Genomic DNA, 14,050 nt, shown 5'->3' with positions numbered 1-14,050 from the left:
TCCAAACTGGCTATGGAATACAAGGCCAGTTTTTACGATGATTGTTCAATGACACGACGACTTACGCAACTCCTGATAGGCCTCGCCATGTATGGCATCTCCTTGGCGATGTTTATCCGCGCCGGGCTGGGCCTTGATCCCTGGGACGTGTTCCACCAGGGCATTTCCCAAAAGACCGGCTTCAGCATCGGCGTCGTCGTTATCGCGGTCAGCTTCGTTGTCCTCCTGCTGTGGATTCCTTTGCGGCAGATGCCCGGCATCGGGACCATTGCCAACGCCGTCCTTGTAGGCGTTTTCGCGGACCTTGGCCTGTGGGCCATTCCTGCGTTTTCGCACCTCGGCGGCCAGATCGCCATGCTCGCCGGAGCAGTGATCCTCAACGGAATCGCCTCGGCCTGCTACATCGGGGCACGCTTGGGCCCGGGAGCGCGTGATGGATTGATGACCGGCCTGGTCCGGCGAACCGGGTGGTCCGTCCGGTTGGTGCGAACAGGAATTGAAGTGGCGGTCCTTGCCATTGGGTGGCTGCTGGGCGGCTCTGTGGGTGTAGGGACCGTGGTCTACGCGCTGGCAATCGGCCCGATTGTGCAATTGCTGCTGCCGAGGTTCATGGTGCCGGAGGTGGCCCGCGTGCCAGCTGAGGTTACGTCTGCTGCGGCTTAGGGAACCGGTTGGCAGCGGGGGCAGAAGTAGATGTCCCGCTCCTCCGTCCCGTCGGGAGCCGCGAGAAGTGCGCGCCTGACCATGGTGCCGCAGCGCCTGCAGGGCTGGCGTTCCCGGCCATACACCCAGTAGCCGGGCCGCATCGCCCGCGGCCCAAGCGTGGTCCGTCGGCCAGGACCAAGGTTTTCGCCGAGGAGCCGCTTGGCATCGTTGACGATTTTGGCCAGATCCGGGACCGACCCCACAGGCAAGGTGGGATGGACACCGGAAAGGAAGCAGGCCTCACAACGGTAGATGTTGCCGATCCCTGCCAGCTTGCGTTGGTCCAACAGAGCGAACCCCACCGGGACGTCCGGTTCGGCCTGGAGCCTGCGCAAGGCTTCTGCCTCGTCCCAATCCGGGCCGAGCAAGTCCGGCCCTAGGTGGCCGACGATCTTGTCCTCATCGGCGGTCGGAACCACTTCCAGGATGCCTAAGGAAAAGCCGACGGCATCTGCTGAGACGGTCCGGAGAACACAACGAGCGGTGTGGCCGGGCTTGGTCCACCGGCCCCCCGGGGGATAAATCATCCAGTTCCCCTCCATTTTGAGGTGCGAATGGATGGTCAAGGCGCGGGGCTTCCTGCTGGCACCGGCTTCTTCGTCGGCAGGCCCAGTGAGCCGCATGAGCAGGTGCTTTCCCCGTGGAACCACCTCTGTCATGGTCCAGCCCGACAGATTGAGCGTGGCGAAACGGGGCACGCGGAAGTCCGAGGCGGTGATTTTTTGCCCTGCCAGTACCTGGTTGAGCCGGTCGGCGGCCCGCCAGATGGAATCGCCTTCAGGCACGGATCCGGAGTCCCTTCGGAGTTGAGTAAGCGCCGGCTGACGTCAGCGCCGCGGCAATGGGCGTGTCCAAGAGGTCGTGTCCGTTGACCTTCTCCATGAAGAGCTTGTCCACCGCGCCGCGGCGGACCACCCCGACGAGCGCCTCGGCGGCGACTCCCAACGCGGCGTCGTCGTTACTGAAAGTGAGCAGCGTCTTGCCGCCGCGTTCCACATAGAGGACCAGTGCGCCGTCGACCATCACCACCAGCGCCCCGGCCTTCCTCCCCGGACGATGGCCCGAACCGGCGTCCACCGATACAGCCGGCCAGGGGAGCGCAGCCCCGTAGGGGTTGGCGGGATCAGTAGCGGCCAGGGCCAACGCGACCGGTTCGGCGTTGGCAACACGGGCGTCCTCAGTGAAGGACCGCAGCCGGTCAACTGTGGCAGGAACAGCGAACTGTGCCGCCCCGAGGTGTTCGATGAAGTAGCCACGGCGGCAGCGGCCGGCCTCTTCAAGCCGGGCCAGTACCTTGTACATGAGGCCGAAACCGCCGATGATGTTCTCTGCCATGACGGAACCGCGGGTCACCACTCCGTAGCGGTCCAGCAGCAACTCGGCGGTGCCGCGTGCGTGGATGGTGGGGTCGAGCTCGGGTGCTGGTAGCGCTGCCCAGCGTCCCACGGCCGACGGCGGCACGGCCGCAGCGCCCGCGGCGGAGCCGAACCGTCCTCCCGTGAGGCCGGGTGATCCGAGAAGTCCAGTGCCATGGGAGCGGCCCAGCCTGCTCATGCGCGGTGCCCGCGCCCGGGGAGCCTTGGCCACTTGCCGGTGGGCGGTTTTACCACCGGAAATCATGGCACGGACCGGCGCGAACGTATCGCCCGTGACCCGCCCGGCCCAGACCAGATCCCACAGCGCGGTGACCACGGCCTCGTCGCTGAGCACGGCGTCCATGCCGCCTGCCACGTCTGTCAATTGCCTGAAGAAGTAGCCGCCCCCAGCGCTGAAGTGATCCAACAGCCGTTGTTGGGCGTCGACGGGCTCAAAGTCGGGTGCAGGGTTGAGTGTCAGTTCGGCAGAATCGGCGACGTGGAGGCTGATCCACCCATCGTTGCCGGGCAAGGAGCCGGCTCCGGACCACAGAAGTTCGCCGGCGGCCATCAGCTCATCGAGCATGGCAGGTTTGTAGTCAGCGACACGGCTGGCGAGCACCAAGGGTTCCCACGCTGACGCCGGAACCGGAACGCCGGATAGCTGGTCCACAGCGGTGATAATGCCGTCCAGCCCGCGCAACGCCTGGCTCCGGGACGTGCCCGGCGCCGTGACGTTTTGCCACGCGGGCAGGAAACGACCATAGGCTGCTGTGTCCACCGGTTCCACTTCAGCCCGGAGAGCGGCCAGGGAGCGACGCCGCAGTTTCCGCAGGACCTCGGCGTCGCACCATTCACTGGATGGCGGAGCGTCAACGCTCATGACCTCCACGTCAACGGCATCGGTGGCCGCCGGTTCCGCGACGGCGTGCGGCCGGAATTCGCCTTCCACCACGCGGCCGTCACCGGCTAGGCGTTTCAGCGCGGTGTTGACCACGGCGACCCCAAGCCCAAGCCGGGAGGCCGCTTCCGCGGCAGTGAAGGGTCCGTGGGTGCGTGCGTACCGTGAAACAAGGTCACCCAAAGGATCATGGACGGGCTCGATGAAAGCGAGGGGAACGCCCATGGGAAGCGGGACTCCAAGGGCATCACGGAGCCGGGCAGCATCTTCAACAGCCGCGAAGCGCACGACGCCGCCAATGGTCACTTTGAGCGCCCGGTTGGCTTTCTGTAGCGACGCCAAGTGGGCGCCGGCGTCGGGCGTCCCGGCGTCGGGCGTTTCCTCAAGCCGCTCCGCTACCTCGGCGACAGTCAGGGGACCCAGCAAGCGCAACAGGTCCGCGACTCCTTCCATTCCGCGGACCTTGCGGTCCGGGGCAAGCCGTTGCAACTCCCGCTCGGTGGAATCGATGACGGCGGCGTCGAGCAGTTCCCGGAGCTCCACGCGGCCCAAGAGTTCGTTGAGGAGGGTCGAGTCCAGGGCGAGGGCGGCTGCCCGGCGTTCTGCGAGCGGGGAGTCGCCTTCGTAAAGGAACTGCGCAACGTAGCCGAACAGCAGGGACTTCGCGAAAGGGGAGGGCTGTTGCGTTGTAGTTTCGACGATCCGCAACTCACGCCGCTCCACGGATGCCGCGATGTCCTTGAGGGCAGGCAGATCGTAAACATCCTGCAGGCATTCGCGAACGGTCTCGAGCACGATGGGGAACGAGGGATACTTACGGGCGACATCCAGCAGTTGCGCTGAACGTTGGCGCTGCTGCCACAATGGTTGGCGTTTGGCCGGGTTCTGCCGTGGCAGCAACAACGCCCGGGCAGCACACTCCCTGAATCTGGACGCAAAGAGGGCGCTGCCGCCTACTTCGGCTGTGACGATCTGCTCAAGTTCATCCGGTTCAAAGAGGAACAGCTCCGCACCGGGCGGCTCGTCCTCCATCATGGGGACGCGCAGGACGATGCCATCGTCCGCGGCCATGGCCGATCCGTCCAAGCCGTAACGCTGTTGGAGCCGCTGGCCGACGGCCAAGGCCCAAGGCGCGTGGACCGGCATGCCGAACGGGCTGTGGAGGACCACCCGCCAGTCGCCGAGTTCGTCATGGAACCGTTCAACCACCAAGGTTCGGTCACTGGGCACAATCTCCGTGGCTTCCTTTTGCTCCCTGAGGTACTGGAGCAGGTTGCTGGCGGCGAAAGCGTCCAGGCCGCTGGCTTGGCAGCGTTCCATGGCTGGTGCGTCGTCGGCAGCGGAGAGTTCCCGGATGAAGGCACCCAGGGCGCGGCCCAGATCCACGGGACGGCCCAGTGAGTCGCCCTTCCAAAAAGGAAGCTTGCCGGGCTGGCCGAAAGCAGGGGAGACAAGGACCCGATCATGGGTGATGTCCTCGATCTTCCAACTGGTGGCTCCGAGGGCGAAGACATCGCCCACGCGCGACTCGTAGACCATTTCTTCATCGAGCTCGCCGACGCGGCGACCACCTTTTGCCGCTCGCGCGGAAGCGGTGGGTTCGCCGCCCGCCGCTGCTCCGGGAGAGGCGGAACCCTCCACCTCAGTGCCGATGATGTAGACGCCGAACAGGCCTCGGTCCGGAATGGTGCCACCGGACGTAACGGCAAGGCGCTGGGCCCCCGGCCTGCCTTCGATGGTCCCGGCATGCCTGTCCCAGATGATGCGGGGCCGTAGCTCAGCGAATTCGTCGGAAGGGTAACGCCCTGCCAAAAGGTCCAGCGTGGCCTCGAACGCGGAGCGCGGCAGGCTGGCGAACGGAGCCGACCGCCGTACGGTGCTGAACCACTTCTCGACGTCGATACTTCCCAATGCTGTGGCGGCCACCGTTTGCTGGGCGAGGATGTCCAAAGGATTAGTGGGGATGCTGAGCCGTTCGATCTGGCCACTGAGCATCCGTTCCACCGTAACGCTGGTGTGCAGGAGGTCCGCGCGGTGCTTGGGGAACAAGACGCCCTCGGAGATTTCACCCACCTGGTGCCCGGCACGCCCCACCCGCTGGAGTCCGCTGGCCACTGAAGGTGGCGACTCGACTTGGATCACCAGGTCCACGGCGCCCATGTCGATGCCGAGTTCCAGCGACGATGTGGCAACAACGCAGCGCAGCCTGCCGGATTTGAGGTCGTCCTCGATCATGGCCCGTTGGTCTTTGGACACGGAGCCGTGGTGGGCCCGGGCCAGCACAGGATCGGCGCCCGTGGTGCTCCCGGCCTGCGCCATCATGTGCGCCGGGGTGGCCGTGGACGCCGGAACTCCAGGGTTCTCCTCCGGGGCCGCCCATGCACCTCCACCTACTGCCATCAATTGGCGTTCGGCATAGATCTCGTTCAGCCTGGCGGTGAGGCGCTCTGATAGCCGGCGGGAGTTGGCGAACACGATGGTGGACTGTTTGGACAGGACCAGATCCACAATCTGTTCCTCCACATGGGGCCAAATGGAGGCTTGCGGCTGCAACCCTGAAGCCGGGCCCGAATCGAACGCCCCGGCAGCACCCTGCAGGTCGGACATGTCCTCCACAGGGACCGTGACCGTGAGGTTCCAGTTCTTCTTGGACGGAGGGGCCACGATTTCCACGGGCGCTTGTCCGGCAAGGAACTGGGCCACAAGCTCGCGTGGTTGGACGGTTGCGGACAGCCCAATACGCTGGGCAGGCTTTGGCAGCAGTGCATCCAGGCGCTCAAGGGAAACGGCCAAGTGCGCACCGCGTTTGGTGCCCGCGACGGCGTGGACCTCATCGATGATGATGGTGTCCACTTCACTGAGGGTCTCCCGCGCCCGGGAGGTCAGCATGAGGAACAAGGATTCGGGGGTGGTGATGAGGATGTCTGGCGGGGAAGTCAACAGCGTGCGGCGATCAGCCGCCGTCGTATCCCCTGAACGGACGCCGACCGTCACCAAGGGTGCGGGCAAGCCCAGGCGTTTGGCGGTTTGGGTAATGCCGATTAAGGGTGCGCGGAGGTTGCGTTCAACGTCGACGCCGAGTGCCTTCAGGGGCGAGATGTAGAGGACGCGGGTCTTGGTTTTTGGACGCTTGGCGCGGCCCTTGCCGTTGGCTGGAACAGTTTCAAGCCCTGGGAGCGTGTCCGAGGGGGTGGAGTGCAGCCTGTCCAACGCCCAGAGGAAGGCAGCGAGCGTTTTGCCCGATCCTGTTGGCGCCACCACCAAGGCGTGGGAGCCGGACGAGATTGCGTTCCATGCGCCGTCCTGAGCTGGGGTGGGCGCCGAAAAAGCGCCGAGGAACCATTCCCTGGTTGCCTGGCTGAAACGGCCCATGGCGCCCGCCTGCGCCTGCTGCTCCTGCATTCCTCCATCATGCCCCACGGCCCCGACAGAATAAGACGGGACCGTGGGATGGAGAGATTAGACGGCTTGGAACGCCGTGATTGTCAGGAGCTTGATTCCGGCATTGCTACATGCGCCATGGGGCTCGGCCACGAACAACGAGGCTGTGTCGTTGGGCGGGTAGATGCGGAACCCCGCTGCAGCGACCTTGGTGCAGTCACCGTAGTTCCCGGCCTGGGTATAACGGATTTGGGCCCACGCGGACTTGCCCGGAGCGAGGTTGACGGTGGTGACCGGGGTGGTGGTCTCGCGTGTTGCAGCTTCCCCGATCGGTGCCCCGTTCGCATCGGCCGTCAAGGAGACGCCCGCGAACCCTTCGATGGTGCACGCGGTGGTTCCGGTGTTGGTCACGATCAGCTTTTCGTAAACGCTGCCGGCCGCGCCCCCTCCAGTGGGATCGGTGGACGCACTGAGGGATGCCGCCTTGCAGCTCGTAGCCCCGCCGGCTGCCGGTACGGTCGGCACCGAGGTCGCGGTGGTGGATGGAGACTCTGCCATCGGGGTGTTTTCCGGGGCGGTCGCGGGCGTCGACATCGAGGCCGATGGCGTTGCGGAGTTCGGGGAGCTGGGCGGGGCACTGCTCGTCCCGGATGGGCTGGGGCTTGCCCCGCACGCCGCAATAAGCAGCAGCGAGGCGGCCGCCGTCGTCGTAAGAAGGCCGGTTTTAATGCGCTGAGTCCACATGCGCACTAGCCTTGCGGCGGCCGTGACGGGAGTCAATTGAGCCACGGTCAAGAACTCGGATTGGCGGCCGGATCGTGATGTTTGGCGCGGGCTGCCCGCGCGCCTGCCACGGCGCTTGCCGCGATGGTGATGAGTGCGCCCAGGATCAGTGCCGACCCTTCGCCGGGTTCGAGGAGTTTCAGCTGGGAACCAATGGTTGCCGCGGCCACGGGGACGCCCAATTGGGAGGCAGAGAGAACCGCCAAAGCCCCTGGCTGGCCCAGGAAACGCATGGCCCCGTGGATCAGGAGAGTCCCGACGCCCAAAGACACGCCCAAGGCAATCATCTGCGGATGGCTCCCCAACTCGCTCAGGTCCAGCGACGCCCCGAGCCACACAAAGAAGACCGGGCCGAGGAATCCGTCGCTGACAGCGAACAACTGGTGGGCCAGGCGCCGCGGTTCTCCAACAGCGGCCACCGCCAGCCCGAAAGCAAAACCCGCCAACATGATCGACACGTGCGTGAACGCGGCCAGTGCCGCCAGGGCGAACAGCAACGTAAGTTGGATCCTCAGTTCCAGGGCAAATTTGCGGTCCTCCGAGACGTCGTGCAGCTTACTGCGCGTTCCGTCCCGTTCCAGCTTTCGCAGGGCCAGGAACAGCGCCGCTGCGCACAATGCGACGGCGGCACCGCCCAACGCGGCCCGACCCGCGTGCGGCGGGTCGACGGCGAGGGGAAGGGCCACGATGCACGCGATGTCAGCGATGGCTACCTGCGCCGTCATGGCCAACACTTTTGGTCCCGAAAGCCGAAGCGAATCGATGATCGGCAGGACCAGTGCTGCCGAGGACGAGGAAAGGAGAACTATATACAACGGAGCATGGGCAGAACCAAAAGCGTAGGCGATGCCAACGCCCAGGCCCACGGCCAGAAGGGCCGTTGCCGATGCCTTGGCCAGACCGCTTCCCAGTGCTGCCCGAATTTTCCTGTCGCGCATGGGCACGTGGGTTCCGGCAACGAACATGATGAGCGCAAAGCCAACATCGGCCAACAAAGTGAACGTGGGATCACCTGAGTCCACCAGCCTGAAACCCGAGCGTCCGATGACGAGCCCCGCAAGGAGTTCGCCCAGAACCACGGGCAAGTGCCACTTGCGCGGCAACGCCATGAGCGGACCCAGGAGGGCCACCGCCGAGATCAGGGAAAGCTGCAAGAACGTCACGAGTGCTCACTTCCACGGTTGGCGGGCTCGAGATTAATGTACTCGCGTTCGCGGAACATTTTTCTCCCCAAAGTCCGTCACAAAATGGACGCCATTGGTACTGAACCGACATGGGGGATAACAAGGGTCCTGCATTTTCCGACGACGGCGACGACCTGCGCCACGTAGGTGACTGGCAACGATGCAGCTATCAAGCTGGATGGAGGTTTCCGGCCGACTGGTTCGTGCCGGAGGTCACCGACCTCGTCCACTTCGGGGGCGACGCCGACCTCGCGCGCTATCACGAGGCGCTGAGACGCTTAGGTGCGGCCCGGGCTTATGGCGGAGTGGGGATCAGGGAGACCCTTCGGGACCTCAGCGCCTACTTCGTTGCGATGGGTATGCCTGTGGACTTCGAGGCGGTGCTCGACCTGGCAGAGGCGTGGGCGGAAGAGCATGAACTGGTCACTCCGTTGAGTTGCACCGACGTTTCAACAGGGCTGTGCACCATAGAACACTTGAAGAAGCTGGTGCATGACCTTTCGCACAGTTCCACGGAGAGGCAATCGAGCCTCAGGATTGCGACGCTGCACCTGGAATGGGCGCCTTGCCATCACACCATGACCATGCCTTTGCTGGCGGAGATCGGGGCGATTGTCGGCGTCGAATTCATGGATGTTGAGGCTGCCGCTGCTGTTCACAGGCAACACCTTTACATCCTTATGCCACGTTCGGAGCAGGGCTATGCTGCGCTCCTCCACGTCTACGGGCGCCTGGAGTACCTGCGGGGAGGGGCGCCCGGGCTCACGAGGATCACCCTTACCCCGCTGCCGGTGGCGAACGCTGTTTACGGTCATCCGTCCGGCGCTGCATCCTTGCGGTGGTGCAACTGCCAACGGCCCTTCGACTGATGCGTACGGCGGGTGCTTGGACTCGCCGTACGCGGTGGAGGCCCGGGGCTTAGTAAACCGGAAGTATTTTGCCGATTTCCCACTGGGCGCCGCCTACGACCTAGCAAGGTGATGAATTCGGCAACATATTTCAGAAACGGGTCTGTCTATGAATGACGTCAAGGCTATCGGTGTGGGCATAAGGCATGCCCGGCGGGCTGCCGGTATAACGCAGGGCACTCTCGCCGATCTGATCGGCACGTCCGCACGCACTATCCACGCCATCGAAACCGGAACAGGGAACCCGTCACTCCGTACGGTTGTCGCGGCTGCCAATGCTGTTGGCCTGCGCCTGGGGACGATTGATGGCTGAGGATCTGGCACAGCTGAAGTTAGATGTGGCCGTAACCCCTCGAAAATGCACCACGAAGCTCCTGAAAAATGCAGAAAACCCCCGGTTTCCCGGGGGTTTTCGTTGGCGGTGACGGTGGGATTTGAACCCACGTTGGCTTTTACACCAAACAACATTTCGAGTGTTGCACCTTCGGCCGCTCGGACACGTCACCAACTGAAATAGGGTACCGGAGTTAGGTCGTGTTCCCCAAAACGCCCTCGTCGGTCCAACGGCGTCAACTTCCGTCTGAAGCGCCCCAGCGATAGATTCATAAGTATCATGACGATCTCCCAGCAGCACGACAAACAGCCCCCAGCGCCCCAAGGCAAGCACCACACTCACCTGCCCGGCGAAGCCCAGGCCTACTGGGTCACAGAGTCGGGGGGCGGCGAGCTGCGCGGTGAGTCCATGCCCACTCCCGGCCCCGGAGAGGCTCTTATCAGGACCCTGTACTCGGGCGTCAGCCGCGGCACGGAGCGGGTGGTCCACGAAGGGCGAGTCCCCGAACGCGTGGCAGAACGAATGCAAGCCCCGCACCAGGAGGGCGACTTCCCGGGCCCGGTGAAATACGGCTACCTGAACGTCGGCGTAGTGGAGCAAGGCCCGCAGGAGTGGATCGGCAAAACAGTTTTCAGCCTCCACCCGCACCAGGATTTCTACGTCATCCCCGCCAACCAGCTCACTGCTGTTCCCGAGGACGTTCCTGCCCGCCGTGCCGTCCTGACCGGCATCGTGGAAGTTGCCATCAATGCACTCTGGGAAGCCGGGCCGAAGCTGGGCGACCGGGTCGCCGTCGTCGGAGGTGGCTTGGTGGGCGGCGTCTTGGCGACGCTCCTGCGGAAGTATCCACTCGGACGGCTCCAGCTGGTGGAGGCCGATCCGGAGAAGAGAAAGCTCGCGAAAAAGCTCGGCATTGAGTTTGCAAGCACCGAGGACGCCAAGGCGGACTGCGACATCGTTTTCCATTGTTCGGCGTCCAACGAGGGCCTCAAACTGAGCCTGCAGCTTGCCGGCGATGATTCGGACGTGATCGAGCTTTCCTGGTTCGCGGACAAGGAAGTCACGCTGCCCCTCGGCGAAGACTTCCACGCCCGCCGGCTGAACATCCGTTCCAGCCAGGTTGGTGCGGTCGCGCTGCCGAGAAGGCATCGGAGGACCAACGCCCAACGGCTGCAACTGGCGGCAAGCCAACTCAAGGACCCGGTCTTCGACACGTTCCTGACCAGCGAATGCCAATTCCAGAACCTGCCCACCACACTCGTTAAGTTGTTCGAACAGCCCGGCGGCTTTTGCCATGTGGTTGCGTATCCAAACCCGGAGGATTAGTACATGTTTAGCCTGACCGTCCGACGTCATTTCATGATCGCCCACAGCCTGCCTCGCGAGGCTTTCGGCCCGGCGCAGGGCCTGCACGGGGCCACCTTCGTCGCCGAAGTCACCTTCCGCCGTCGGGATCTCAACGACGACGCAATTGTCCTGGACATCGGCGCTGCGAGCGGCTTCCTTGAGGAAGTACTCGGGGACCTGAACTACAAGAACCTCGATGAACATCCTGCCTTCAAGGGCAAACTTTCCACCACCGAGGCACTCGCCAAGCACATCGCAGACGCCATGGCTGCCCGCATCCAAGACACGGCAGACGGCCCGGCGCTCACGGGCATCGACGTGGTGCTCCGCGAAAACCCCGACGCGTGGGCGGGTTACTCGCTGGAGCTCCAAGGCCAGTAAGTGGGCATTCGCCTAATCGTCCCCGGAAACGTGCGGCACGGTTCCGGCGGGAACAAGTACAACGCCAAGCTCGCCGAGCACCTCGCTGCCTTGGGGGCGGACGTGCAAACCGTGACGGCCGACGGCGATTGGCCGGTGGGCAGGGTAGCGGATCGGCGTCGGTTGGCAGACTTGCTCGACGACGGCGGAGCCACAGTCATTGCCGACGGCTTGGTCGCCAGCGGCGCGCCGGAGGAGATCGCCCGCGCAGTGAAAGCCGGAACCAACGTGTGGATCCTCTCGCACATGGCGTTGGCAGACCACCACGAACTCGAAGCGAAGGCGCTTGCCGCCGCCACTGGCATCATTTGCCCGAGCGATCATGCCGCCGCTGGGCTACGGGGCAAGCACGGCCCGCTTCACATAGTGGTGGCCAAACCGGGTGCAGATAGCGCCGATATCTCGGCCGGATCTGAACCTCCGCACCTCCTCGCCGTCGCTGCGTTACTGCCCAACAAGAGCCAAACGGGCATCGTTCAAGCCTTGAGCGAACTCCAAGACCTACCCTGGACCGCAGCCTTGGTCGGCTCACTGGATGCGGACCCGGAGTACGCGGCAGAGGTGGCGGCCGCCGTCGAGCATTACGGACTGCAGGACCGCGTGACCATCACCGGCGAGCTGAGCGGCGAACCGTTGGAAGAGCAATGGCACCGAGCGAACCTCAGCCTTTTGATCTCGAAGTCGGAGGCCTATGGCATGGTGGTCACCGAGTCCTTGGCGCACGGCGTTCCGGTCCTGGTCCGTCAAGGGACCGGTGCGGTCGAAGCGCTCGGCACCACGGGGGCCGGTGCTGCTCTCGATCTCAGCGGCGAAAAGGCCCTCCCCACTGCCATCAGGGCTTGGCTCACGGACCCATCCCTCCAACAAAACTGGCGAAACGCAGCGCGCACCGCCCGGCAGGAACTCCAGGGCTGGGACGCAACTGGCGCCGTCGTCGCCAAAGCCGTCATGGCCCTCGCGAGGTGACGCAAGCTGCAGAAGCTGACCCAAGGTGCACAATAGGGCCATGACCACCAGCATCCCAGCCGCAGAAACCCTGACCCCGGAGCGCCTCCGCGCGTGGGCATGGCACAAACAAGGCCTGGACGGTTCATTGGAAGGCAAGACGTCCGAGGACGTCCTGGGCCACGCCGGCTGGGCCCGATCCGTGGGCGGCGCCAACCCTTACCTGACGCTCTATGCTCGGGCGGGCATTAATCGCGAGCAGGTGGACCGGGATGTACAGGCACTCAAGATCCACGAACTCCCCACCGCCCGCGGCTGCACCTACGTCCTGCCCCACCACGACTTTGCATGGGGCCTGCAGCTTGGAGCGGACGCCGCAAACGCCACTTTCAAAGTCCTGGCCAGGCTCGGCGTGGACCGTGGCGAGATCACCCTCCTGGAGGACCAAGTGGAGCATGCGCTCAAAGAGTCCGGAGAACCCATGGACCCCAAACAACTGCGGGACGTGCTCGGGGACTCGGTCCGCAATCTCGGCGAGGAGGGCAAGAAGAAGGGCGCCTCCACCACGCTACCCACCGCCCTCGGGCTGCTCCAGGCAGACGGCCGCATCCGCCGCGTCCCCGTCAACGGCCGCCTCGACCAGCAACGTTATGCCTACACCTCATGGGGCCTGCCGGCGAGCCACCTCGACGACGACGACGCTCGCCGCCTGCTGATGAAGCGCTACCTTGGCTGGACCGGGGGAGCGACGCTGAAACAGAGCCAGTGGTTCACGGCCTTCACTGTCGCCCAGAGCAAAGCTGCGTTGACCGCCGTCGGCGCGGTGGAAGTGCCAACCGCGAACGGTGACGTGCTATGGATGCTGGCGGACGACGTCGAACAGCTGGCCGCTTTCGAACAGCCCGAAGAAGAACAGATCCAACTGCTGGCGGGAACAGATTCGCTGGTGCTCCTACGGAGGAACTCGGCGGACATGTTCGCTGATGAGGACAAGGGCAAGAGCGTGCTCGGTTCCACGCTCGCGCTCCAAGCCGACCTCCCGGACCATCCCATCTTCGACCGCGGCCGGATCATTGGGCTCTGGCAATACGATCCCGGTGCCGAACGGATCGCAGCTTGGACGTTCGCTGCTGCTACGGCCGCGGTGAAGGAACGGATCGGCGAGGTGGAGCAGTGGATCGGGCAGCAACTCGGTGACTTCCGGTCCTTCAGCCTGGACGCGCCGGCTTCACGCCAGCGGCGGATTGACGCATTGGACGCCGCTGCCAAGCAGTCGATGTGAAGCAAAGAACTCCCGGAGCAGGGCAGAACATTCTTCCTCGCGGACCCCGGCATAAACTTCCACCCAGTGATTGAGGCGGCGCTCGCGGAGGATGTCGAACACTGACCCCACAGCCCCGGCTTTCTCGTCCCATGCCCCAAACACCACGCGCGGGATGCGTGCCAGGATAATGGCCCCGGCGCACATCGCGCACGGCTCAAGGGTGACCACAAGGGTGCAGTCTTCAAGCCGCCAGCCGTCGCCGTGACCGCCGGCGTCGAGCGCGCGCTGCTGCAACATCGCAGCTGCTTGCCGGATCGCGACCACCTCGGCATGGGCCGTCGGGTCGCCGTGCGCCTCGCGTTCGTTGCGCCCCGAACCCAGCACGACGCCGTCGGGTCCCAACACCACTGCGCCAATGGGCACGTCCTCCGTGGTCAACGCCAAGCGGGCTTGGTCCAGGGCGAGGCCCATCCACGCCAGGTGGTCTGCGTGATACGGCTCGGTGGGGCTCATAGCTCAATGA

General features: G+C 64.5%; 12 protein-coding genes and 1 tRNA gene. 7 read left to right on the top strand and 6 right to left on the bottom strand.

Annotated elements, in window-relative coordinates; translation table 11 throughout:
* Positions 1-48 precede the first annotated feature (48 nt).
* Positions 49-663, top strand: coding sequence for a YczE/YyaS/YitT family protein (locus SB659_RS09980; protein WP_410550285.1), 615 nt, complete (start codon positions 49-51; stop codon positions 661-663).
* Here the strand turns inward: SB659_RS09980 and SB659_RS09975 are convergent.
* The 4 genes from SB659_RS09975 to SB659_RS09960 are packed head-to-tail and all read right to left on the bottom strand — an operon-like array spanning position 660 to position 8,288.
* Positions 660-1,490, bottom strand: coding sequence for a DNA-formamidopyrimidine glycosylase family protein (locus tag SB659_RS09975; RefSeq protein ID WP_410550284.1), 831 nt, complete (start codon positions 1,488-1,490; stop codon positions 660-662). The genes SB659_RS09980 and SB659_RS09975 overlap by 4 nt on opposite strands.
* Positions 1,483-6,363: an ATP-dependent helicase gene (locus SB659_RS09970; RefSeq protein ID WP_410550283.1), complete on the bottom strand. Its 4,881-nt coding sequence runs from the start codon at positions 6,361-6,363 to the stop codon at positions 1,483-1,485. The genes SB659_RS09975 and SB659_RS09970 overlap by 8 nt, the downstream gene beginning before the upstream one ends.
* A gap of 57 nt (positions 6,364-6,420) precedes the next feature.
* The gene (locus SB659_RS09965; RefSeq protein ID WP_410550282.1) at positions 6,421-7,086 is read right to left on the bottom strand and encodes a DUF4232 domain-containing protein; all 666 of its coding nucleotides are present in this window, start codon (positions 7,084-7,086) and stop codon (positions 6,421-6,423) included.
* A gap of 47 nt (positions 7,087-7,133) precedes the next feature.
* Positions 7,134-8,288, bottom strand: a complete 1,155-nt coding sequence (locus SB659_RS09960; RefSeq protein WP_284979114.1) for a cation:proton antiporter — start codon at positions 8,286-8,288, stop codon at positions 7,134-7,136.
* Between the two features lie 110 nt (positions 8,289-8,398).
* Here SB659_RS09960 and SB659_RS09955 point away from each other — a divergent pair, with 110 nt between their 5' ends.
* Positions 8,399-9,178, top strand: coding sequence for a hypothetical protein (locus SB659_RS09955; protein ID WP_284979113.1), 780 nt, complete (start codon positions 8,399-8,401; stop codon positions 9,176-9,178).
* Positions 9,179-9,326: 148 nt separating this feature from the next.
* Positions 9,327-9,530, top strand: a complete 204-nt coding sequence (locus SB659_RS09950; RefSeq protein ID WP_410550281.1) for a helix-turn-helix transcriptional regulator — start codon at positions 9,327-9,329, stop codon at positions 9,528-9,530.
* Positions 9,531-9,633: 103 nt separating this feature from the next.
* Here SB659_RS09950 and SB659_RS09945 read toward each other — a convergent pair.
* Positions 9,634-9,723: transfer RNA gene (locus SB659_RS09945), tRNA-Ser, on the bottom strand.
* A gap of 107 nt (positions 9,724-9,830) precedes the next feature.
* On the opposite strand from SB659_RS09945, the gene SB659_RS09940 reads away from it, so the two are divergent.
* The 4 genes from SB659_RS09940 to SB659_RS09925 are packed head-to-tail and all read left to right on the top strand — an operon-like array spanning position 9,831 to position 13,545.
* Positions 9,831-10,877: a zinc-dependent alcohol dehydrogenase gene (locus tag SB659_RS09940; RefSeq protein WP_410550280.1), complete on the top strand. Its 1,047-nt coding sequence runs from the start codon at positions 9,831-9,833 to the stop codon at positions 10,875-10,877.
* A gap of 3 nt (positions 10,878-10,880) precedes the next feature.
* Positions 10,881-11,279: a 6-pyruvoyl trahydropterin synthase family protein gene (locus SB659_RS09935; protein ID WP_284979108.1), complete on the top strand. Its 399-nt coding sequence runs from the start codon at positions 10,881-10,883 to the stop codon at positions 11,277-11,279.
* Entirely contained in the window at positions 11,280-12,284 is a 1,005-nt protein-coding gene (locus tag SB659_RS09930) for a glycosyltransferase family 4 protein (RefSeq protein WP_410550279.1), read from the top strand.
* A gap of 40 nt (positions 12,285-12,324) precedes the next feature.
* Positions 12,325-13,545, top strand: a complete 1,221-nt coding sequence (locus SB659_RS09925) for a DNA glycosylase AlkZ-like family protein (RefSeq protein ID WP_410550278.1) — start codon at positions 12,325-12,327, stop codon at positions 13,543-13,545.
* Here SB659_RS09925 and SB659_RS09920 read toward each other — a convergent pair.
* Positions 13,492-14,040, bottom strand: a complete 549-nt coding sequence (locus SB659_RS09920; protein ID WP_410550277.1) for a nucleoside deaminase — start codon at positions 14,038-14,040, stop codon at positions 13,492-13,494. The genes SB659_RS09925 and SB659_RS09920 overlap by 54 nt on opposite strands.
* Positions 14,041-14,050 lie beyond the last annotated feature (10 nt).

It is taken from the genome of Arthrobacter sp. SIMBA_036 (assembly GCF_046535135.1).
In the GTDB taxonomy this organism is placed as follows: Bacteria; Actinomycetota; Actinomycetes; order Actinomycetales; family Micrococcaceae; genus Arthrobacter.
The sequence above is the reverse complement of the archived record's forward strand: the minus strand, read 5'-3'. Positions and strand labels throughout refer to the sequence as shown.

Coding starts and splice junctions, on each gene's coding strand:
- SB659_RS09955 (WP_284979113.1), top strand. CDS start 8,399: ATGGGGGATAACAAGGGTCCTGCATTTTCCGACGACGGCGACGACCTG.
- SB659_RS09970 (WP_410550283.1), bottom strand. CDS start 6,363: ATGCAGGAGCAGCAGGCGCAGGCGGGCGCCATGGGCCGTTTCAGCCAG.
- SB659_RS09920 (WP_410550277.1), bottom strand. CDS start 14,040: ATGAGCCCCACCGAGCCGTATCACGCAGACCACCTGGCGTGGATGGGC.
- SB659_RS09950 (WP_410550281.1), top strand. CDS start 9,327: ATGAATGACGTCAAGGCTATCGGTGTGGGCATAAGGCATGCCCGGCGG.
- SB659_RS09935 (WP_284979108.1), top strand. CDS start 10,881: ATGTTTAGCCTGACCGTCCGACGTCATTTCATGATCGCCCACAGCCTG.
- SB659_RS09940 (WP_410550280.1), top strand. CDS start 9,831: ATGACGATCTCCCAGCAGCACGACAAACAGCCCCCAGCGCCCCAAGGC.
- SB659_RS09980 (WP_410550285.1), top strand. CDS start 49: ATGACACGACGACTTACGCAACTCCTGATAGGCCTCGCCATGTATGGC.
- SB659_RS09965 (WP_410550282.1), bottom strand. CDS start 7,086: ATGTGGACTCAGCGCATTAAAACCGGCCTTCTTACGACGACGGCGGCC.
- SB659_RS09925 (WP_410550278.1), top strand. CDS start 12,325: ATGACCACCAGCATCCCAGCCGCAGAAACCCTGACCCCGGAGCGCCTC.